We start from the raw sequence: 21,621 nt of genomic DNA on the forward strand, positions 1-21,621 counted from the left end.
TAACGTAGTAAACGTGGAATTACAGTAACAAATCGCTCTTAGCCAACTGAACCGAAAGGCAATTGCGGCCTGGCTTGCAACAATGGCTAATGGGTTTCATGATGTGGCTGGTTAGATCTAAATCAATTTATTGTTAAGTCGTTGTAAACAGTTGTTTGAAAAAAGTAAGATTGCTTCGTATACTGGTCAGACCATACCAAAAGAAGAATGGATGCCATGGAAGATAAATCATACTCTCACCTATTAGCACCGCTGGATCTTGGTTTCACAACATTACGCAACCGTGTCTTGATGGGGTCGATGCATACTGGCTTGGAAGAAGCCCGAGATGGTTTCAAGAAGCTGGCGGCCTTTTATGCGGCCCGTGCGAAAGGTGGTGTGGGACTGATTGTGACCGGTGGTTTTTCTCCCAATTTTCGCGGCAGGCTTCATCCTCTGAGCGCGGAGTTTAGCTCGGCGCGAGCCGCTCGGGCGCACAGGGCCATTACTGATGCCGTCCATGAGCAGGGGGGTAAAATAGCCCTTCAGCTGCTCCATGCTGGCCGTTATGCGCTGCACCCCTTTGCGGTCAGTGCTTCGGCGGTCAAATCGCCAATTTCCAAATTTACCCCGAGTGAAATGAGCCACCGCCAGATCCGAAAAACCATCGAGGCCTTTGCCAAGAGCGCGGAATTAGCTCGTGAAGCTGGCTATGATGGGGTAGAGCTGATGGGATCGGAAGGCTATCTCATCAACCAGTTTATCTGTAAGCGTTCCAACCATCGCTATGATGAGTGGGGGGGCAGCTATGAAAACAGAATTCGCTTCCCGATTGAATTGGTCAAGGCGGTTAGGGCACGTGCCGGTCGTGATTTTATTATCGTATTTCGATTGTCGATGTTGGATCTGGTCGAGCAGGGCAGCACCCATGATGAGGTTGTCCAATTGGCCAAGCAGCTTGAGTTGGCCGGTGTGACGATCCTCAATACAGGGATTGGCTGGCACGAGGCGCGAGTACCAACCATTGCGACTCAAGTACCAAGGGCGGCCTTTAGCTGGGTAACGGAAAAACTCAAATCCGAAGTCTCTATCCCGTTGGTAACCTGTAACCGAATCAATACTCCGCAAGTTGCGGAAGATATTCTGGCGTCGGGACAGGCGGATATGGTCTCGATGGCACGACCGTTTTTGGCCGACCCGGACTTTGTGCTCAAAGCCGAGCAGGACCGGGCGGATGACATTAACACCTGTATTGGTTGTAACCAAGCCTGTTTAGACCATGTATTTGTTGGTAAACGTGCCAGTTGTTTGGTCAACCCGCAGGCGTGCTATGAAACGGAATTGGTTCTGACGCCTGCCGCGGGCAAACGTAAGGTTGCGGTTGTTGGTGCAGGTCCGGCTGGGATGGCAACGGCTGTTGCGGCGGCAGAACGGGGTTTTGTGGTGGATTTGTTTGAGAAGAATGACCATCTTGGTGGTCAGTTCAATTTGGCGATGCAGATTCCTGGCAAGGAAGAGTTCAAGGAAACAATTCGTTATTTCAGTCGTCGTCTGGAGCAGACCGGGGTCAACGTTAAGTTAAGCCATGCCGTGCAGGCCGACGAGCTGAAGGATTATGACGAGGTGATTGTGGCAACTGGGGTTCAGCCGAGGATGCCTAATATTCCAGGCATCGAGCATGGCAAGGTGATCGATTACCAGACGCTGATCCGTGATCAGATCAAACTGGGTCAGCGAGTTGCTGTGATTGGCGCTGGTGGTATAGGGATTGATGTCTCGACCATGCTGACTGAGCCCGAACATCAGGATCTTGATGATTGGCTTAAAGATTGGGGGATCGATAAAGCGATTTCCCATCCCGGCGGGCTCTATCCCCATGATGAGTATGTGAGCCAGCGACAGGTCTGGTTGATGCAGCGCCGGGCGGGGAAAATGGGCAAGGGGCCGGGTAAGACAACCGGTTGGATCCACAAGAGAGTGCTTGAAAAGCGCGGCGTGGAGATGCTTAGCGGGGTCAATTACGACAAGATTGATGATCAGGGATTGCACATTACCGTTGAGGGTCAGTCGCGGGTGCTGGATGTTGACCACATAGTGGTTTGTGCCGGGCAGACTTCTGTTGAAATGCTGTCGAATGCGTTAAAAGCGATGAATGTCTCGGTGCATGTGATTGGCGGCGCGGATGTGGCCGGTGAAGTCGATGCTAAGCGGGTTATTCGACAAGGTATTGAATTAGCGGCCCGTATTTGATCTTAAGTGCTGGTTGGTGGCAATGCCTTGGTTGGTAGTGTGTGCTATGGTTGACGGGTTGTTAAAAGGAAAATGAGGTTGATATGGATGCACTAACCCTTTTGCTAAATCGTCGGTCATTGCCAAAGATGACCTCTCCTGCACCGTTGGGCGAGGATCTTGATAATATCCTCCGGGCTGGGCTGCGAGCCCCTGACCACGGCGGTTTGACTCCGTGGCGGTTTATTGTTTCGCACGGCGACGGAGTCCAAAAGTTGGCTGATATCTTAGCTGAGGCCGCAAGGGCTGATGGAGCTAGTCCCGAGGTAATAGATAAAGCCAACAAGGCTCCGTTTCGGGCGCCTATGGTTATCACCGTGGTGGCGAAAGTGGCTGAGCATGACAAAGTGCCTCAGATAGAGCAATACCTCTCAGCCGGCTGTGCTGCCCAGGCCATGCAGATGGCTGCGATTGCGCAGGGATATGCCGGTTTTTGGCGGACGGGGAGTTGGGCCTACCATTCCGTGGTTCGCGAGGCGCTTGGGGTTAGAGGCGACGATATGATCGTCGGTTTTTTGTATCTTGGCACCGCCGCCTGCCGTGAGGCTAAAGTGCCAGAGCGCGATGTCAGCCGCTATGTTGAATATCTATAGTCGATAGTCCTTTGTACAGCTGCTATCCCTGTTTAAATGCCAGCTGCAAAGGTGCTAACGCGCGGCTTTTTGATCAAGCTACGTGACAGCCTGATCCCGCAGGAGTAGAATCCTTCGCTCTTTTGAATAATATCGGAGCGTGTCATGGATAATGTTCGCCTAACTCAATACAGCCACGGTGCAGGGTGTGGCTGTAAAATTTCCCCTCAAGTTCTGGATACCATTCTTCGTACCCAGATCGCTCCGTTCGCTGATCCTAACCTGCTGGTCGGCAATGAAAGCAAAGACGACGCGGCAGTTTATGATTTGGGTAACGGCACCGCTGTTATCAGTACCACCGACTTCTTTATGCCGATTGTCGATGACCCTTATGATTTCGGTCGAATCGCAGCGACTAATGCCATCAGTGATATCTACGCGATGGGCGGCAAGCCGATCATGGCGATTGCTATCCTTGGTTGGCCGGTTAATGTACTGGCACCTGAAATTGCCCAGCAAGTGATTGAAGGCGGTCGTGCCGTATGCCGTGAAGCCGGTATTAGCCTAGCGGGTGGCCACTCGATTGATGCACCTGAGCCAATTTTCGGCTTGGCCGTGACTGGTATTGTTGATACCGACCGCGTGAAGCGCAACAACTGTGCTGAGGCTGGCTGCAAGCTATTTTTGACCAAGCCATTGGGCATTGGCGTGCTGACGACAGCGGAGAAAAAATCTCAACTGAAGCCTGAACATCAGGGCTTGGCTCGTGATTGGATGTGCAAACTGAACAAGCCGGGTGCTGATTTTGCCGATATCGAAGGCGTGAAGGCGATGACGGACGTAACCGGTTTTGGTTTGTTGGGCCACCTGAATGAGATTTGTGAAGGTAGCGGTCTTAAAGCGACACTGGATTTTGATCAGGTTCCACACTTGCCTAATGTGTTTGATTATATTGAGCAAGGATGTGTTCCGGGTGGCACAGGCCGCAACTATGCGAGCTATGGGCACCGTGTGGCAGAGATCACTGAACAACAGAAATCGCTGCTTTGTGATCCTCAGACATCTGGTGGTTTGTTGCTGGCCGTATCTCCTGATGCTGAAAGCGAAGTACAGGCTGTAGCCGAGAAGCACGGGATTGTGCTTAATGCTATTGGTGAGTTGCATAAAGCCGAGGATGGCGAGACTGTATTGATCGAGATCCGCTAATTATGACACGTCCAAATTGTGAAGATTACCGCCAATTATTCCTTAACGATACGCCGTTGATGGACATGCGAGCCCCTGTTGAGTTTAGTCAAGGCGCATTCCCAACCTCGGTGAGTCATCCGTTGATGGAAGATGATGAACGTAAGGCGGTGGGGACTTGTTATAAAGAAAAAGGTCAGGCGGCTGCGATTGAACTGGGCCATGAATTGGTCAATGGTGAGGTCAAAGCGGCTCGAGTCGCTCAGTGGAAGGCTTTTTGTGAAGCGAACCCGAACGGTTATCTCTATTGCTTCCGTGGTGGTTTGCGCTCGCAGATCAGTCAGCAATGGCTGCGTGAGGCAGGTATTGACTACCCGTTTGTTGTTGGTGGTTACAAGGCTCTGCGCCGCTTCCTTATTGATACCATCGAGCAGGCTGCGGCAATGCCAGTGACGCTGGTGGGTGGTAATACCGGTAGCGGCAAGACCATTATGGTCAATGAGCTAGCCAACGGCCTCGATCTGGAAGGTGCGGCAAATCACCGTGGCTCTTCGTTTGGTCGTTATGTCTCGGCTCAGCGCACTCAGATTGATTTTGAAAATGTGCTGGCGGTAGAGATCCTCAAAAAACTTGATGCAGGCCAGCGGAGTTTCGTCCTAGAGGATGAAGGTAAAGCTATCGGCTCTGCCAGCGTACCGTTGCCTATTCATCATGCAATGCAGCTGGCACAGCTTGCGGTTGTGGATGACCCGTTGGATGTGCGTCTTGAGCGTCTGTTGGCCGACTATGTTATTCGGATGCAGCGTGACTTCTGCACTGAATATGGCGAGGATGCGGGCTGGGTGAGTTTCGCCGAGTATCTAGAACGAAGCATGTTCAGTATTCGCAAACGCCTAGGCAATGAGCGCTATGATGAGGTGCTCAATATCCAACAACAGGCTGTTAGACAGATGCAGGCAACGGGCGATCTAACCGGTCACTATGATTGGCTGACCATATTGCTTGAGCAGTATTATGATCCTATGTACACCTATCAGCTGAGCAAGAAGGCTGAGCGTATTGTCTTCCGTGGGCAGTATGATGAGGTTAAAGCTTGGCTTGCTGAGCGTTAAGTACAGCTAACCCAAGTTAAAAAATACCCGGTCTCTGGCCGGGTATTTTTTTGTCAGTAAGTCATGTATTGCCTAGGATTGCGGCATGTACTTGCTATCGTCTCGTACCATGTCACGGATTTCAGTGACGTATTTCTCGCCGATTTGCGAGTAGTGGAGCAGGCCAGCTGCCAGTGCATCAGCGGTGATTGGAAGATTATCAGCGCGGCGTTGTGCCCGGATATCCCGTAGGGTTTGATAGGCCGGGTTAGTATTGACGTTATCAAAATAGGCGTTGATTGCGGCTTCGACATTCGCGAAACGTTTCACTTCGTGGAATGCACCGCCATTTTCCTTATGCGGGAAAATACCGCAGCCTTGGGTATAGCACCATTGGCCAAAATAGTTATTGCCCTCGGTGGCAAAGCGCGAGGTGCCCCAAGCCGATTCAATGGCTGCTTGGCTCATTACCAGCGGAGCAGGAATGATATCAGCTCGCTTGAGGACGGCTTGCTGCCAATCACGATCTGGGCCGCCGGCTGGCATAGGTACGTTGTACTGCTTGGCCATTGCGTTGAGAAACGAAGAAGGGGCGATCGGGCCTGCAGCTTTGAAGGCGCAATGCAATTTAGCCCTGTCAGCCTCAATACGTTGGTTGATCTGTTTGATGGCTGGGGCGAGGTAGGCAAAAAACGCGGTCTTCTTTTCGATGACATTCGTCATGGTGGCAAAATCCGGTTTTTCATTTTGATGTTGTGCTTGAGAGTGTGTGGTGGCTGCCATACTCACACCCGGGTGCATAGCGGCTATGCCGATGGTGATAGCTAGCGTAACAGCGCCAAGAGAAGGATTTTTTCTCATATTTGGATATCCCTTGTTTTTTTAGGCACCTTACGCCTAACTTTGCAGCACTTCAAGCTGTTGCATTCTCTACAGGTATGCTGAGGGTGGGTATCTGTGTATATATCCAGTGTTTTGGTTGCTGCATTGAGGACTTTTCGGTACAGTCTCGGCATTAAATGAGTGATCAGAATACTGTAATGAGCCGTCTTTATATCGCTGAAAAACCAAGCCTTGGTCGCGCAATTGCTGCCGTATTACCCCGTCCGCACAAAAACCATGATGGTTATATTGAAGTTGGAAACGGTGATGTGGTGACCTGGTGTATTGGCCATTTGCTTGAGCAGGTGGAGCCGGATGCTTACGATGAACGATTTAAAAAATGGAATATGGCTGATCTGCCCATTGTCCCCCAACAGTGGCAGTTGAAGCCGCGAAAATCAGCGAGCAAACAACTTTCTGTGGTACGCAAGCTGTGTAAGCAGGCGAGCGAAATTGTCCATGCCGGTGACCCTGACCGGGAAGGCCAGTTGCTGGTGGATGAAGTCATCGATTATGTGAAGGTGTCTCAGAGCAAGAAGGCGACTATTCAACGTTTGTTAATTTCTGACTTGAACCCTGCAGCAGTCAAGCGGGCGTTGGATAAACTTCGCAGCAACCGTGATTTTATTCCCCTGTCGGTATCGGCGTTGGCACGGTCGCGCGCAGATTGGCTGTACGGTATGAACATGACCCGCGCCTATACGCTGCTTGGCCAAAAAGGCGGCTACCGGGGCGTATTGTCAGTCGGTCGGGTACAGACGCCAGTTCTTGGGTTGGTGACCCGGCGTGATGATGAGATCGCCAATTTTGTTCCTAAGCCATTTTACGAAGTGTTTGCTCTGATCCCCTATCAGGACATGGAGATCCGAGCCCGCTGGGTGCCAAGCGAGGCGTGCCAGCCTTGGCAGGATGAAGACGGGCGGGTACTTAACCGCAAACTTTGCGAGAACGTGGTTAGCCGGATCAAGGGCCAGCCAGCCGAAGTGACCGATTCCGAGCGCAAGGAGAGCCGTCAGGCACCTCCCTTGCCATACTCTCTTTCGGCGTTGCAGATTGATGCCGCCAAACGCTACGCCATGAGTGCTGCTGATGTACTGGCCACCTGTCAGTCACTCTATGAAAAGCATAAAGTGATTACCTACCCACGTTCCGATTGCCGTTATTTGCCAATGGATCATTTCCGACAGGCCGATGAGGTTAGCAAAGCGGTTGCCGCGACAGACCCGCAACTCGCGACAGCGGTGGCAAACAGCGATACTTCGCTCAAGTCCAAGGCGTGGAATGATAAGAAGGTGGATGCCCACCATGCCATTATCCCAACCCCGAAGGCTGTCAATCCGACGAGTTTGAGCAGTGCAGAACAGAAAGTCTATCAGTTGGTGGCTCGGCAATATTTGATGCAGTTCTACCCGGCAGCGGTGTACAGCGAAGCCCGACTGGTGTTCGCTATTGCCGGCGGGGAGTTTGTTGCCCGTGGCCGTCAATTGATGGCGCCGGGATGGCGAGTACTGCTAGGGCGAGATGACAGCAAAGAGAATAAAGAGAATAACGATGCCGACTTGGCCGATAAAGTCCCTCCTCTGCGTAAAGGAACGGTGCTGACGTGTCGCGACGGCGAGATCAAAGACAAGATGACCGAGCCGCCAAAGGCATTTACCGAGGCCACCTTGCTGCAGGCGATGACCGGTATTGCGCGTTTCGTTTCCGATAGCGGACTGAAAAAAATATTGCGTGACACCGATGGCCTTGGAACAGAGGCGACGCGGGCGGGCATTCTCGATACCTTGTTCAAGCGCCAGCTATTGGTACGTCAGGCCAAGAATATTCATGCCAGCGAAGCAGGACGGGGGTTGGTATACGCATTGCCTGATGAATCAACATACCCGGATATGACGGCTCATTGGGAACACCAGTTGCAGGATATGGCTGATAGAAAATGTGCCTACTCACCATTTATGGCGGCGCTGGAGAGTCAGGTTACCGCTTTGATGGATAAAGTAAAGAACAGCGAGATCCCGCCGAGTTTGCGAGATTTGAAATCGCCGGAACCGGCCAAAGGTGCGCGGCGCTACCGTAAATCATCAACGGCGAAATCGGCAAAATCAGCAGGAGCCGGGCGCAGAACCGCAACCAAAAAACAAGCGCCAAAGAAAAACAGCTGAACGCAAACCTCGATGCCCGAAGTGGCTGCTGCCCAGAGAGGTAGCCATTGTGGTTTTGTCGTTAGTGTTTTGTAGTCGCCGCTGAGTTTGAGCCGTCTGCTCACCCCTTGATAACAAAGTCATTCCGGCCCTGATCCTTGGCGGCATACAGGGCTTCGTCGGCCTGTTGGAAGAACTGGCGTGGGGTGGTGTAGGTTGATGGTATGACGGTATAGCCCCCGATACTGATGGTAACGATATTCGGTGCGCTATCAGCCCCATCCGTTCTGGGTAGCTCCAGTGAGCGAATTGTGTGGAGGGCGCGCTTAGCCGTGTATTGGGCGGCATGCTTGTCTTGGCCGGGCATCAGCAGAACGAATTCTTCACCGCCGTAGCGGGCAAATAACGTTCCAGCTCGCCTTTCAAGGGTTGAGAGGGCTTGGGCAATATCAAACAGACATTGGTCACCGGCGGCATGGCCGTAATGATCGTTGTAGCGTTTGAAGTGATCAACGTCGATGATCAGGAGTGAAATCGGCATCTGGTGGCGTTCGGCCCGACGCCATTCATCAATGAAGCGTTCATCAAATACACGCCTGTTAGCAACCTTGGTCAAGGCATCCTGGCTCGACATCATCTTGAGGTTTTTGTTTGCAATCTGCAGGGCTTCGGTACGTTCGGCGACCCGTTGCTCGAGTTCCGTATTAAGCTGGCGGAGCTGTTCTTCAGCCTGCCGGCGGACATATTGCTGCGATACGATAAAACCAAATTGCTTGAGGATTTGACGGTGATAGCTTTGTACCGGCATACCGCTGAGTAGGTTATCGCAGGCTATCCAGCCGATGGGGGTATCCTCATCCCATAGCGAGACAAAAGCACTCCAGCCAAATCCAACTTGTTTTAGGTCGTGGTACAACGGGGTATCTTGCTCGATAGCCAAGTATTCGCCCTTGGTGATCAAACTTTGGTGGGTGAACCACAGATCGGGAATATCAGATTCAAAATAGGACTCGTCCACGGTATTGCCGTGGATATCGGTACCGAATGTCCCTTGAATTTTGTTGTCTCCATTGATCAGGAATATTGCCATACGGTCGACATGCAATTTTTGCTTGGCTTGATCAATGGCGGTAAACAGTAACTCCTTGAGCGAATTGGTTCGCCACATATCGAAAGAGATATCATGCAGTGCTTGAAGCTGCTGCTGGAGGTGCTGCTGTTCTGTGAGACTGATTTCCAGTTCGCGCTCTGCCGAGCGGCGTCCGGCATGTTCGTCCTGAATCGATGCATTGAGAATAAACGCGTCAAGCTCGGAAGCCACAAGGCTAGCCAGCGGTTGAAAATCCTCCCCCCGTAACTGCCGGCATTGTTCGTTGTCGGGCAGGTCGACGACGATACATCCAATAATCATTGAACGGCGCTCAAGAGGGAGCCATAAGCGGAAATGATCGGATTCCGGCTCTATGGTGAGTTGACGTTGACGTACGGCTTTGGATATTTGAAAAAAGGGAAGTTCGTCTTGATCGCTGACCTCCGACGGCGGATATTGGAAGAAAATGCCATTGCTATTCATTTCAACCAAGATCTTCCATCGTGCTTTATAGGCGATAACTAACCATGCCCGCTCTGTTGCAAAACTTAAAGATAAGTTGCGGCAGGTAATTTCAGTTATTGAGCGTAATCCATGTGCTTTTCCCCATTGGGACAAAAGGCGTTGGTAAAAAGTGTTGAGTTGTTGCTGAGCCAAGGCTGACCATCCGTTTTATTCTAGCCGTTGCCTATTGTTACGGATTTTTCAAACTAAAATGGTTATAGCTCACGCAAAACAGGGAGTTAGCACTCTCTAACTTATTGAAATTGAGAAATGCCTCGAAATAATTTGCAACTCATCACGCATTGCACTCTATTTTGGTCATTAAAGCCTAATTAGAAAGACATTAATTGGTCAAAAAATTAGCAAAATATTGAAACTGAGACTGCATTCTGGGTGTTATCACTTTTAACTTAAGGAGATAGGTTCTATCAATTACATTGAGATAGCAGAAATAGTCAGGTGGGAAATGCCGGGGAACAAGGCGGGGTTTTTCGAAAAGTGGTTATTTTACAATCAGAAAGTCTAAGGCAGTTATTGAGCGTATTCACAGGCTTGAATGACCTGTTATTTACTACGATTGGTATTGTAGTGTAACGGTGAGCATAGGAGGCGAGATGATAAGTAATGGATCGGCAAGGCAGTGGTGGATTGCTAGCATTGTGGCTGTTGGGCTAACAGGGTGCGCAGATAGCCGACATCAAACATTGAAAGAGCTGGGTTTTGTCCGCCCATACCTAGAGGGTTATCAAGATGGCTGCTCTAGCCGGGAGCAGCAGGCGGACACTTACCATGATGGGTTCCGTCAGGATCCGGAGCGAATGTACAGTGATGGCAAGTATGCGAATGGCTGGCAGGATGGTTATGAGCACTGCTATGCCGCCAATCAAGACTATCTATAGTGTTTTATTCACGAGGGTTGCCACAGTGGTGGGCGGCCGAAACAGCAAGGGCAGCGATGACGCTGCCCTTTTTGATGACGGTTTGGCGAGATATGCCTAGTCTGGCTGGTTGAAACGCTTAATCTCGTGCATCGCCTGCATCAATGTTGATAGCTTGGGTTTTTCAGAGTTAAGTTTCTGATAACGCTGATTATAAACCCGATAATTACCGTATTTGTCAACAACGGTCGTGCTCTTTGGCTGGATCATGACAATGTCGCTGTCATTACCAGCTAGCAGCCAGCGCCGTTTTGGTGTTGCTTCGAATAGGCTGGCACCGCTACTGTAGGTTGATGCCGGCGTTGATACATTCAGCAGTGATTCCATCAGCGTTGGTACTAGATCCAAGTGGCTGGTCAGGCGGTTGGTCACCGATGCGACACTCTCTGGCCAGTGGATGATCATTGGCACTTGAAGCTGGTATTTGCTGTAGTTGCTGCTCGCCCCCCAGCTGTTGGTACCGGTTTCATTGAACTCGGTGCCGTGGTTGGCGGTGATTACCACGATAGTGTTACCAAGCTGTTTGTTGGCAACCAGTTGGTCAAATATCGCAATTAGCTGCTCATCAATATGGTATACCGCATTTTTATAGCTGTTTTTCAGCAAGGTATCTGTGCTGACCCCTTGGGTTTTTGGGGAACCCAATGACGGGGTGAAGCGGGGCTTGTAGTCACCGCTTTCTTCGAAGTTTTCAACGGAAGTCAGCTCGATAAAACTGAACCAAGGTTCGTTTTGTGCGGCTTGTTCTTCCATCCATGTTGACCAGCTATCAATGATAGCGCCGTCGCCACCCTTGGTACTGATATTAAGCGGCAGGCCGGTAAACATTGCATCGGCATAGAGCGGATCTTCCGCCATACGTTCATTACCGAATAAGCCGAAATGGTAGCCGCGTTTTTCAAGCGTAGTGATCAGTAGCGGTGATGCAGCTGAAGAGCGAACACTATTGAGGTAGTTAGCCGGTAGGCCGTAGAGTAGGCCAAATACGCTATTGCTGTTGTCGTTGCTGTTGCTGTAATGGTTGCTGTAATTCAGGTTTTGAGCCGCGAAGGCATCCAGATACGGCATGTTTTCCGGGGTGATCATGTCACTGCGGAGGCCATCAATCATGATGATAAGAACATTTTGGCCGGTACCTGGGTTGCTAAAGGTGACTTTTTCCAACGGATAGCGGATTGCCTTGCTGGTCTCGACACCTTGGGCATTGAGTTTTTCTTTGTATTCCTCACGGTCAAGCAAGCCATGCTTTTCCATGAAGGTCTTCGCCGTCATCGGGTATGACAGCGGGAAATTCGAACGCTGGGCGGTGATAGGCTGATATAGCTTGGCATCGGCCCAGATGTACATCAGGTGGCTGCTAACAAAGCAGATCCCGAAGACAACCGCAATCGGCACACCTACATGTTTGCGGGTGAGCTTGCGTAATTTGCGCCACAGCCATTCTGATAGTACCAGTTGCAGCAGGAAGATAATCGGTACTGTAACAAACAGGTACTGCCACCGGGCATTGAGCTCGGTGCGTTCGCCGCTCAACAGCAGGTCAAAGACCAGCGGGCTGAGGTGGAGATCCAATGACTCGTAGGCATAGGTATCCAGCAGGAGTGCCGTGAGTCCGACGGTGCCAACCAGTACGGCAAATAGCCGCATCAGTCGTTGCGAGGGGATCAGGAAACTGGCCGGAAACAGGATCAGAATATAGAAGCCAAAGACCAGGAAACCGAAGTGACCAACCCAGCTGAAAACAAGGTAAAGTTGCCCCCACAGGGTGGTAGGCCATTCAGAATACACAATATAGCGGGTGCCAAGTAGCATGGCCGCGATAATATTGAAGAAACTGAACCAGTGCCCCCAGCTGATAAGCTGGGAGACTTTTTCTTTGTAATTGTTACTGCTGGAGACCATAGGTGTCAGTGTTTCCCAGTCTTAAACCGCTGTGGCGCTAATCAGATTAATCTTCTTTGACTGAAGATTGCAGAGCTTGTGAGAATTTTTCAGCGATTGCCTTCCTTTGCGATGCTGGAACATCGGCATTGATGATGTTGGTGGCGATATTGCCTACAATCATCAGCGCGAGTTCTGCTGAAGCATCGTGCTTCTCTAATACATCGAACATATCTTCAATGATTTGTTCAATTTTTTTATTGCTGTATTTTGAAGTAATTGGCATAGGAAGTCTTGTTTAATCTTGATTAATGTTAAAGAAAGCGACTTATAATACCCTACACTCAAGATTTACTGAAATATTTCCGTTATGAGCCTGACGCTATCGAATGTAATCCTTCACCAATTGGTGAAAAATGGTAATGATGAACTTGAGGTTCATCTTAGAAAACAAACGCTTAAAAACGATGCATCGACCGAGGAGTTGGTCGCAGAACTTCACCGAGTCTACAGCAGCAAGGGGGCCAAGGGCTTTGGTCATTTCGCTGAAGATAGCGAGTTTGGCCACTGGTTGAAACAAGCACGACGTGGGGAACTGGATTTTCTGACGTTTTCTAACCAATCTGCACAACGGCTGCAGGTTGAGTTGGCAAAATATCCATTTGCCGAAGTGGGAACGTTGGTACTGGCGGAATACCAGTCGCTGGCAACGGATTATCTGCTGATCGGCTTGTTGCCTACTTGCCACAGCATGAAGGTTACCGAGCAGCTTGATATCAGCGCAACAGATTACCTTGATGTTGCCAAAATGGATATCGTAGCCCGTATTGACCTTTCTTCATGGGAGACGGACAGCGAATCGAACCGTTATCTGACTTACATCAAAGGCCGTGTCGGACGTAAGATCGCTGATTTCTTCCTTGATTTCCTCCAAGCCGAAGTCGGTTTGGATGTGAAAGAGCAAAATCAGGTGCTGATGCAGGCTGTCGAGGACTTCTGCGCTGATTCTCGTCTTGATAAAGAAGAAAAGCAGCAATACCGCAAGCAGGTTTATGATTACTGTAATGGTCAATTACAAGCCGGTGAAGAAGTGACGGTCAAGGAGCTGGCGGCTGAACTGCCTGCGGCCGATGACGGCACAGATTTTTACCAGTTTACCTCTCAGCAAGGCTATGAATTGGAAGATAGCTTCCCGGCGGACCGTACCGCAATGCGCAAGCTAACCAAATTTGTCGGCTCTGGCGGCGGTTTGACGATTAACTTTGACAGCATGCTGCTTGGCGAGCGTATTTTTTATGATGCGGACACCGATACTCTGACTATCAAAGGGACGCCGCCAAATTTGAAAGATCAGCTACAGCGCCGCCTGAATAGCGATTCTTAATTGATACTGTTTCCATTCTACGGCTCCGCAAGGGGCCGTTTTTGTATGCGCTCTTCACCTCCGTATTTTACCCCCTTCCCCCGTAAATGCTTACTTTAGGTCGTCCTTCGGCAGTGATTCTAAAGGTCACGGGTATAAAGAGTTGTGACCCTTTTGTTCCTTGTCTAATTTTAGAGTGGCGCCAAGTATTTTAGTTGTCATTGTCTGTAGTCTAAGGCAATGCCCCTACGGTGTTGAAGGCGGCTGGTTTATAACAGGAGGAGTGGATCATGGGTGGTTCTTCGCAATTTTCTGGTCAGGACGACAAAGATCGAGCCAGTTATATTAGCCGCCGCAAAGCGGTTATAGCCCTGTGTATTGGCTGTGTCCTGTTGGTGCTGGCGGTGGTATTGCCTGTGACGCCAGGGTACGCCATTGCGGTAGTGGGGGTCATGGCATTGGTGGCTGCAATGGGATTCTATTATCAATCCCGGGATGTGGTTCAGGGTCCTGATCCGGAGATGTTATCGCGGCACGGCGAGGAGGTTGAGGTATCGGGGGGAGACGATCCGTCAGAGCAATCTGAGCAAAGTGAAGTCTGTGCATCCGTAGAGGCTAAGCCCCCTGTCTTTGCTCTCAGCCATTTGCTCGACAGTATGGATGGCGACCGCGATTCTGCTGCGATGTTGCTTGAAATCTTTCTTGACGAACACAGTGACGATGGCGAGGTGTTGCTGCGCCTTGCTGATAACGAGGAATGGTCGGGCGTGGAGAAAACCCTGCATACGCTTAAAGGCGTGGCAGGCAGTATAGGAGCCGATGCATTGCACGTTCACATTGTTGCCGTGGAAGGTGATTTGTTGAGTCATGGTCGTTTAGAACGTGAGTCATTGCTTCGGCTAAACCAAGAGATCACGGTGCTGGAGGTGGCGATTAACGAAGCTTTGGCGGGGCTTCGAGCTGTGTCGCCTGAGCTGCAGGCTACCGTAGTAAGTCAGGCTGAAACCGAAAGCGGAGAATGTGGGCAAGAAGGTGCGGGGAACTTGGCTGCTACCGCCCGCCCGGCAGAGGTGGTACATTCGCGGCCCTCAATCGATAAAGCACTGCCAATGGATGGTGTGAATACGGCGATTGATATTTCAGTGATGCTTAATGCCCTTGATGATGATACGGAAATGGTGCAAATGTTACTGGAAGTCTTCGTCGAAGAGCACCAGCATGATGGTAAGGTTTTTGTTGAAATGGTATCGAGTGGCTGTATTGATGAGCAGACACTACGCTTGGTTCATAGCCTGAAAGGGGTAGCGGCGAACTTGGGGGCAAACACATTGCAAGAGATTGCTACGGCATTGGAAATGCGATTGAAGCAGCAGCAACCCGTCCCATTGGATGATGCTCACCGTCTGGCCATTGTGCTTGAGCAAACGGTAGAATCAGCTCGGTATTACCTGCATTCATGGGGGGTCAATGCTTAATAGACCCCGGGGAATATTCAGGATGCCTTTGCAGGGGGGGATCACTTTCATACGCCAAGATTGATCAAGATCAATGGAATGCGGCGCGAGCGGTGGATAATACCGCCATTATGATCTTTCAAACCAACGATTCAGTTCGACAGCAGCGTGAACTGAATACTGCAAAAGCGATGATTCGCCTTTACTGTAAAACGCTGCACCGTGGTGCGATTGTCTGTCCTGAATGTGAAGGACTGATTCAATATATCGAAGATCGAATGTGGCAGTGCCGGATGGGAAATGAAAAACCCCATTGTCTGAGGTGCCAAAGCCCTTGTTACCAGCCAGCTAAGCGCTTGCAGTTATCGCATGTCTTGCGCTGGGCGATGCCCAAGTTTGCTTGGCGAAATCCATTGCAGGCTATCAAATTTAAGTTTGACCTGTTTCGTAGCCATGATGGCGAAAACAATTCGACATCCACTACCCAGTAATTCCCGCTCTGCCAAAAGTACCCCCCGAGATATCAAATCTGGCGAGGTACTTTTGTGGGCTGGGCCTTCTGTTTATTCCTTTCTTATGCGCCAAGGCCAAGTGTGCCAAGCCAAGCCGTGATACGTTCATCGGTCAGTTCTGGCTGACGATCCTCGTCCAGAGCCAAGCCGACAAACTGGCCATCGACGACGGCACGCGAGTGGTTGAAGGTATAGCTCTCGGTAGACCAAGCGCCAATCAGTTCGCCGCCAGCGGCCTGCACAAGCTCGGCGAGATCCCCCATTGCATCAAGGTAGCTGTCTGGGTAGTCGACTTGATCGCCAAGGCCAAACAACGCCACTTTCTTGCCATTGAGGTCGGCGTCTTCCAGCTCAGGAACGAAGTAGTCCCAGTCCGGCTGCATTTCACCGTAGTTCGCCGTCGGCGTACCGAGGATCAAAATCTCGTAGTCATCAAATACGCTGTTGTCGTTGCCAGCAATATCCTGCGCTTCAAGGCCTAGTTGTTCTGCTATTTTATTGGCAACATTTTCTGTGTTGCCGGTATCGCTGCCGAAGAAAATTCCGATGTTAGCCATAGTTGTGTCCTCGTTGTTTCAGGCCCGGGGTCTGAGCCCCGGGCAAATCATTGTTAAGTCAGTGACGGGTTATGCTTGAGCGGGATCGTTGTTTGGTGCCGGTGTCCACTGGCTAAGTTGCTCAAGCAGGCGGTGTTTGTGCTGAACCTGATCGCGTAACCGCTGTATGTTGGCTTGGTAGCGAGCTGGATCTTTGCGTTGGATTTGGGTGAAGCGTCCCTCACGGCTGACCAGTTCAACGACGTCTTTGCGTGGCGTTTTTGAATCCATTTGCAAGGCGGCACGGCCTTTTTCAGTCCGGCGCGGATCAAAGCGGAACAATGGCCACAAACCGGTATCAACCAATAACTGCTGGTGTTCCACCCCTTCAGCCATGTCGAAGCCGTGAGTAATACACGGAGAGTAGGCAATCACAAGTGAAGGCCCTGGGTAGGCTTCGGCCTCCTGCAGTGCTTTGATGGCGTGGTTCATGTTGGCACCGAGGGCAATCTTGGCGACGTAGACATTGCCGTGCATCATCATATTCAGTGCGAGATCCTTGCCGTTGCTCGATTTGCCCTGAGTGGCAAATTTGGCCACTGCGCCAGTAGGGGTTGCTTTTGATTGCTGGCCACCGGTGTTGGAGTAGCCTTGGGTGTCCATCACCAGCACATTGACGTTGTCGCTACCTGCCAGAACGTGGTCCAGGCCGCCAAAGCCGATGTCATAGGCCCAGCCGTCGCCGCCGACGATCCAGTTGCTCTTGGCGACGAGATCATCTGCCTTGCTGTCCAGTTCGCGGTGCGAGTAAGGCAGCATGGCTCTCAGTTTGGCGACATTGCTGCGTTGGCGTACCACACTTTGTTCACTGCTATCGAAGGCGTCATGGTTTATTTGATCAACCAGCTCGGTCGGTACGATATCGCGGGCTTGACCCAGCAATGCCAGCGCGGTGTTTCGTTTGCTATCCAGTGCCAACCGCATACCGAGGCCAAACTCGGCATTGTCTTCGAACAGTGAGTTGGCCCATGCCGGGCCTCGGCCAAACTTATCGACGCTGTAAGGCGTGGTTGGTAGGTTGCCGCCGTAAATGGACGAGCAGCCAGTGGCATTGGCAATGAGCAGGCGGTCGCCAAACAGCTGGGTAAGGAGTTTGACGTAAGATGTTTCACCGCATCCTGAGCAAGCACCTGAATATTCGAATAACGGCTGTAGCAATTGGCTTGTGCGTGCATCAATACGTTTGATATCAATGCGCTCAAGTTCGGGTAGCGACAGGAAGTAATCGTAGTTTTCCTGTTGTACTGCCAATTGCGGCTGCTTGGGTGCCATATTGATCGCTTTGCGTGCCGGGTTGTTCTTGTCGCTGGCAGGACATGCGGTGGTGCACAGGTTGCACCCGGTGCAGTCCATCGGTGACACCTGCAAGGTATAGGCTTGCCCCTTGAAGTCCCGCTGCTTGTAGTCCGTATGCTTGAAGCTATCCGGTGCCTCAGCAAGATCACCCGGTGCAACGGCTTTGGCACGGATTGCGGCGTGTGGGCACACTAAGGTGCAGATATTGCATTGGGTACAGAGATCCTCTTCCCATACCGGAATTTCTTGGGCAATGTTGCGTTTTTCCCACTGGCTGGTGGCTGTTGGCCAAGTGCCATCAACGGGGAAAGCACTTACTGGCAGCTGATCACCCTTGTCGGCCATCATCATCGCGCTGACGTATTTGACCAAATCAGGCGCTTTGTCACTGACAATTGGCGGTCGGCGGAGCAGGCTGGTGGCCTGTGCAGGGACGGCAACCTTGGCTAGTTTTGCAACCGTGGCATCAACGGCTGCATGGTTGGCAGCCACTATGGCCGGGCCACGCTTGCCATAGCTTTTTTCTATCGCCTGCTTGAGTTGGTCGATGGCCTGTTCGAGCGGCATTAGGTTAGACAGGGCAAAGAAGCCGGTTTGCATAATGGTGTTGATTCGGTTTTTCAACCCCAGTTCACGGGCAAGCTCGACGGCATTGATGATATGAAGTTGAAGCTCTCGGTCGATAATAACCTGTTGAACTTCCAGCGGTAAGTATTGCCAGATTTCATTTGCGCTATAAGGGCTGTTGAGCAGCACCGTCGCCCCGTGAGCGGCTTTCTCGAACATTTCCAACCGGTCAATGAACTGATATTGGTGGCAGGCAATGAAATTTGCCCTCTCAATCAGGTATGGCGCTTCAATAGGATCGCTGCCGATTCGAAGGTGCGAGGTTGTGATTCCGCCTGATTTTTTCGAGTCGTAGACAAAGTAGCCTTGAGTATGCAGTGCGGTATTCTCGCCGAGGATCTTGATCGTATTTTTGTTGGCGCTGACCGTACCGTCGGCACCAAGGCCATAGAATAGGGCTTTGAGTCGATTGTCCGGCTCTGTGTTGAGGTGGGCGGGGGTAGGCAGTGATAATCCGCTTATGTCATCGGTGATCCCGACGGTGAAGCCGTGTGAAAGCCGCTGCTCTGCCATTGCCTCGAAGATACTGTTGGCATGGCTTGGGGTAAATTCTTTTGATGATAGCCCATAACGGCCGCCGACAATGGCGGGTAGTTGCGGGTAGCGCTCAAGGCTGACAGCCTGTTGCAAGGCCGCGGCGATATCAAGATACAGCGGTTCGCCCGGCGCGCCCGGCTCTTTGGTTCGGTCCAGTACCGCGATGCGTTCGAGTGTTGTTGGCAGGATGTCGATCAGATGCGTCAGTGAGAACGGGCGGTACAGGTTCACACTGACCATGCCGACCTGCTTGCCGAGTGACAACTGGTGGTCAACCGCCTGCTGGACGGTGGATGCTGCCGATCCCATCACGACAGTGATATCGCGTGCTTCTGGGTGGCCGTAGTAGTCGAATGGCTGGTAATGGCGGCCGGTCAGCTGAGCAAACTTGGCCATTTGGTCGGCAACAATACCTGGGCAGGCTTGGTAGAAGCCATTGGCGGCTTCGCGTGCCTGGAAGAAGGTATCAGGGTTTTGTGCTGTGCCGCGAATACTTGGGGCATCCGGTGTCAGGCCGCGTTGGTGGAAGGCATCGACCTGTTGCTGATTGATCATAGCACGGAGGGTATTGTCATCGATCAGGCTGATTTTGTTGATTTCATGCGAGGTGCGAAAACCGTCGAAGAAGTGGACAAAGGGAATACGGCTCTCAAGCGTTGCCGCTTGGCTGATCAGGGCAAAATCATGTGCCTGCTGGACACTGCTAGCAGCAAGCATGGCAAAACCGGTTTGGCGAACGGCCATGACATCGGAGTGATCGCCGAAAATAGAGAGGGCATGGGTGGCCAGCGTTCGAGCGGCGACGTGCATGACAAACGGCGTGAGTTCACCGGCAATTTTGTACATGTTGGGGATCTTGAGCAGAAGCCCCTGCGATGAGGTGAAGGTTGTTGCCAGGGCTCCTGCCATAAGGGCGCCGTGAACAGCGCCCGCTGCTCCGCCTTCTGATTGCATTTCGATAACCCGTGGAACCTGGCCCCATAGGTTGGTTTTGTTTTGCGATTCCCAGACTTCGCAGGCTTCCGACATCGGTGATGACGGGGTAATTGGGTAGATACCAATCACTTCATTGCAGCGGTAGGCGATCGAGGCGGCGGCATCGTTGCCGTCCATTGTGGCAATTACCGGTACGGTAGCAATGGATATTGCGGGATCGGCAGGGGAGGCCAAAGCGGCATTTTGCTGTTCAATAGGCATGACTTACTCCAGCGAACGGGCACTGTAGGTTTGTTGAATATGGGGTGGAACGGCGGTGTACGGTTTTCGGCCAGCCGACTGGATGCAGAGGGCTGGCCGAGGGAGGTGTTATACCTCTACCACGTTAAGCTGTGGTTGCGGGTTTAGCATTTTAGCCAGATCGTCTGCGGCATTACCGGTCAGGTGCAGGTTGAATTGCTGCTGAAGGAAGCCGAAAATCGCCTCGTTGACAAACTCCGGTGGGTTTGGACCAAGGTAAATGTTCTGGATACCAAGGTTGAACAGGGCAAGCAGGATCAAGACTGCTTTTTGTTCCATCCAAGACAGTACAATATTGACCGGTAGCTCGTTGACCGGCACGCCCATTGCGTCGCTCAGAGCAAGGGCGATCATGACTGCGCCATAGCTGTCGTTGCACTGGCCCAGATCGAGGTAGCGTGGGATCTCTGTGCCCGGAACCGTACCGAAATCGTGGTCGTTGAAGCGGAACTTACCACATGACGAAGTCAGGATAATGCAGTCATCAGGGATCGACAGCGCAAGCTCGCGGAAGTAGTCATTGGCCTTGCCTGGTTTGTCACAGCCCGCTACCACGAAGAACTGCTTGATTTTGCCTGCGTTAACCGCGTCGAGGATCTGTGGCGCCAAGCCAAGAATGGTTTTGTAGTTGTGGCCGGTAGGTAGGGTTTCATCGCTGTCAAAACCTTCGATATCCGGCAGGCTCAAGGTCTGTTCGATGAGCGGTGCGAAATCATCACCAAGCTGGCGGCAGTTGTCGATACCGACGATACCGTAGCTGTAGAGGCGATCGGCATAATCAGCACGCCCCGTTGGCGGCACGATGCAGTTGGTGGTCACGATAATGGTGCCGTTCCATTTCTGGAATAGCTGCTTTTGGTCGAACCATGCTTTGCCGATGTTGCCTTTCAGGTGGCTGAACTTGCGTAGCTCCGGATAGCCGTGTGCAGGCAGCATTTCTGAGTGGGTGTAGACATTGATACCGGTTCCTTCGGTGGCAATAAGCAGGCGTTCTAGCAGATCGAGATCATGGCCTGTTACCAGAATACCTTTGCCTTCCGCTTTGTTCTGAGGAACGCAAACCGGTGTCGGTACGCCAAGGCGGCTATGATGGGCTTCGCCAAGACGGGACATCATTTCGCTACCCGCGCCGCCGATTTTCATCAGCTGGGCAATATGCTGATCAAAGCTGAAGTTAACATTGGTCAGGGTGAAGTAAAGGGTCTCGGCAATGACGTCATCCACAGATTTCGTGTCGGCACCCAAGTCGTTGGCGTGTGTTCGGTAGGCAGACAGGCCCTTCAGGCCAAAAATCATGATGTCTTGCAGGCGTGACAAGGTGTCGTCTTTGCCGCAGGTGCCTTGGGTTTTACCAGTGCTGCCGCAGCCCCCGGATTGTGCCATAGAGCACTGGTGGCAGAACATTGCTAGGTTCGACATGATTGCTTCCTTAAAGATGTATTTATAGT

Annotated in this window: 16 protein-coding genes; 9 read left to right on the forward strand and 7 right to left on the reverse strand. The window is 51.5% G+C overall.

Going from position 1 to position 21,621, the window contains the following annotated elements; genetic code table 11:
* The first annotated feature begins 216 nt into the window (after positions 1-216).
* The 4 genes from ACSF8X_RS07295 (at position 217) to mnmH (ending at position 5,137) form a co-directional block, all read left to right on the forward strand.
* Positions 217-2,229, forward strand: a complete 2,013-nt coding sequence (locus ACSF8X_RS07295; RefSeq protein ID WP_500851039.1) for an oxidoreductase — start codon at positions 217-219, stop codon at positions 2,227-2,229.
* Between the two features lie 83 nt (positions 2,230-2,312).
* Positions 2,313-2,861, forward strand: coding sequence for an NAD(P)H nitroreductase (locus ACSF8X_RS07300; RefSeq protein ID WP_047880063.1), 549 nt, complete (start codon positions 2,313-2,315; stop codon positions 2,859-2,861).
* A gap of 144 nt (positions 2,862-3,005) precedes the next feature.
* Positions 3,006-4,046 carry a selenide, water dikinase SelD gene (gene selD, locus ACSF8X_RS07305; RefSeq protein ID WP_047880062.1) on the forward strand — a complete coding sequence of 347 codons (1,041 nt, stop codon included), beginning with the start codon at positions 3,006-3,008 and terminating at the stop codon, positions 4,044-4,046.
* A gap of 2 nt (positions 4,047-4,048) precedes the next feature.
* Complete coding sequence (gene mnmH, locus ACSF8X_RS07310) at positions 4,049-5,137, forward strand: tRNA 2-selenouridine(34) synthase MnmH (RefSeq protein WP_500851040.1); 1,089 nt, start codon at positions 4,049-4,051, stop codon at positions 5,135-5,137.
* A 72-nt stretch (positions 5,138-5,209) separates the two neighbouring features.
* Here mnmH and ACSF8X_RS07315 read toward each other — a convergent pair whose 3' ends face one another.
* The gene (locus tag ACSF8X_RS07315) at positions 5,210-5,977 is read right to left on the reverse strand and encodes a glucosaminidase domain-containing protein (RefSeq protein WP_500851041.1); all 768 of its coding nucleotides are present in this window, start codon (positions 5,975-5,977) and stop codon (positions 5,210-5,212) included.
* A 179-nt stretch (positions 5,978-6,156) separates the two neighbouring features.
* Here ACSF8X_RS07315 and ACSF8X_RS07320 point away from each other — a divergent pair, with 179 nt between their 5' ends.
* A complete protein-coding gene (locus tag ACSF8X_RS07320) occupies positions 6,157-8,160 on the forward strand; it encodes a DNA topoisomerase III (RefSeq protein WP_500851042.1) in 2,004 nt (667 codons plus the stop codon).
* 100 nt (positions 8,161-8,260) lie between these two features.
* On the opposite strand, the gene ACSF8X_RS07325 is transcribed toward ACSF8X_RS07320, so the two are convergent.
* Positions 8,261-9,712: a GGDEF domain-containing protein gene (locus tag ACSF8X_RS07325; protein ID WP_500851043.1), complete on the reverse strand. Its 1,452-nt coding sequence runs from the start codon at positions 9,710-9,712 to the stop codon at positions 8,261-8,263.
* 635 nt (positions 9,713-10,347) lie between these two features.
* Between ACSF8X_RS07325 and ACSF8X_RS07330 the strand changes: the two genes are divergently transcribed.
* The gene (locus tag ACSF8X_RS07330) at positions 10,348-10,632 is read left to right on the forward strand and encodes a hypothetical protein (protein WP_047880058.1); all 285 of its coding nucleotides are present in this window, start codon (positions 10,348-10,350) and stop codon (positions 10,630-10,632) included.
* 96 nt (positions 10,633-10,728) lie between these two features.
* Here ACSF8X_RS07330 and ACSF8X_RS07335 read toward each other — a convergent pair whose 3' ends face one another.
* Positions 10,729-12,573, reverse strand: coding sequence for a DUF3413 domain-containing protein (locus tag ACSF8X_RS07335; RefSeq protein ID WP_047880057.1), 1,845 nt, complete (start codon positions 12,571-12,573; stop codon positions 10,729-10,731).
* Positions 12,574-12,619: 46 nt separating this feature from the next.
* Positions 12,620-12,838, reverse strand: a complete 219-nt coding sequence (locus ACSF8X_RS07340; RefSeq protein ID WP_047880056.1) for a YejL family protein — start codon at positions 12,836-12,838, stop codon at positions 12,620-12,622.
* A gap of 84 nt (positions 12,839-12,922) precedes the next feature.
* On the opposite strand from ACSF8X_RS07340, the gene yejK reads away from it, so the two are divergent.
* The 3 genes from yejK (at position 12,923) to ACSF8X_RS07355 (ending at position 15,860) form a co-directional block, all read left to right on the forward strand.
* On the forward strand, positions 12,923-13,936 hold the full coding sequence (gene yejK / locus ACSF8X_RS07345; protein ID WP_500851044.1) for a nucleoid-associated protein YejK: 1,014 nt from the start codon (positions 12,923-12,925) through the stop codon (positions 13,934-13,936).
* A gap of 269 nt (positions 13,937-14,205) precedes the next feature.
* On the forward strand, positions 14,206-15,390 hold the full coding sequence (locus tag ACSF8X_RS07350; protein ID WP_500851045.1) for an Hpt domain-containing protein: 1,185 nt from the start codon (positions 14,206-14,208) through the stop codon (positions 15,388-15,390).
* A gap of 110 nt (positions 15,391-15,500) precedes the next feature.
* On the forward strand, positions 15,501-15,860 hold the full coding sequence (locus ACSF8X_RS07355; RefSeq protein ID WP_047880150.1) for a nitrous oxide-stimulated promoter family protein: 360 nt from the start codon (positions 15,501-15,503) through the stop codon (positions 15,858-15,860).
* Positions 15,861-15,943: 83 nt separating this feature from the next.
* Here ACSF8X_RS07355 and fldA read toward each other — a convergent pair whose 3' ends face one another.
* The 3 genes from fldA to hcp form a co-directional block, all read right to left on the reverse strand.
* Positions 15,944-16,438, reverse strand: a complete 495-nt coding sequence (gene fldA / locus ACSF8X_RS07360) for a flavodoxin FldA (protein WP_047880053.1) — start codon at positions 16,436-16,438, stop codon at positions 15,944-15,946.
* A 69-nt stretch (positions 16,439-16,507) separates the two neighbouring features.
* Complete coding sequence (nifJ, locus tag ACSF8X_RS07365; protein WP_500851046.1) at positions 16,508-20,134, reverse strand: pyruvate:ferredoxin (flavodoxin) oxidoreductase; 3,627 nt, start codon at positions 20,132-20,134, stop codon at positions 16,508-16,510.
* A gap of 108 nt (positions 20,135-20,242) precedes the next feature.
* Complete coding sequence (gene hcp, locus ACSF8X_RS07370) at positions 20,243-21,592, reverse strand: hydroxylamine reductase (RefSeq protein WP_047880052.1); 1,350 nt, start codon at positions 21,590-21,592, stop codon at positions 20,243-20,245.
* Positions 21,593-21,621 lie beyond the last annotated feature (29 nt).

This window comes from Photobacterium panuliri, from assembly GCF_059920555.1.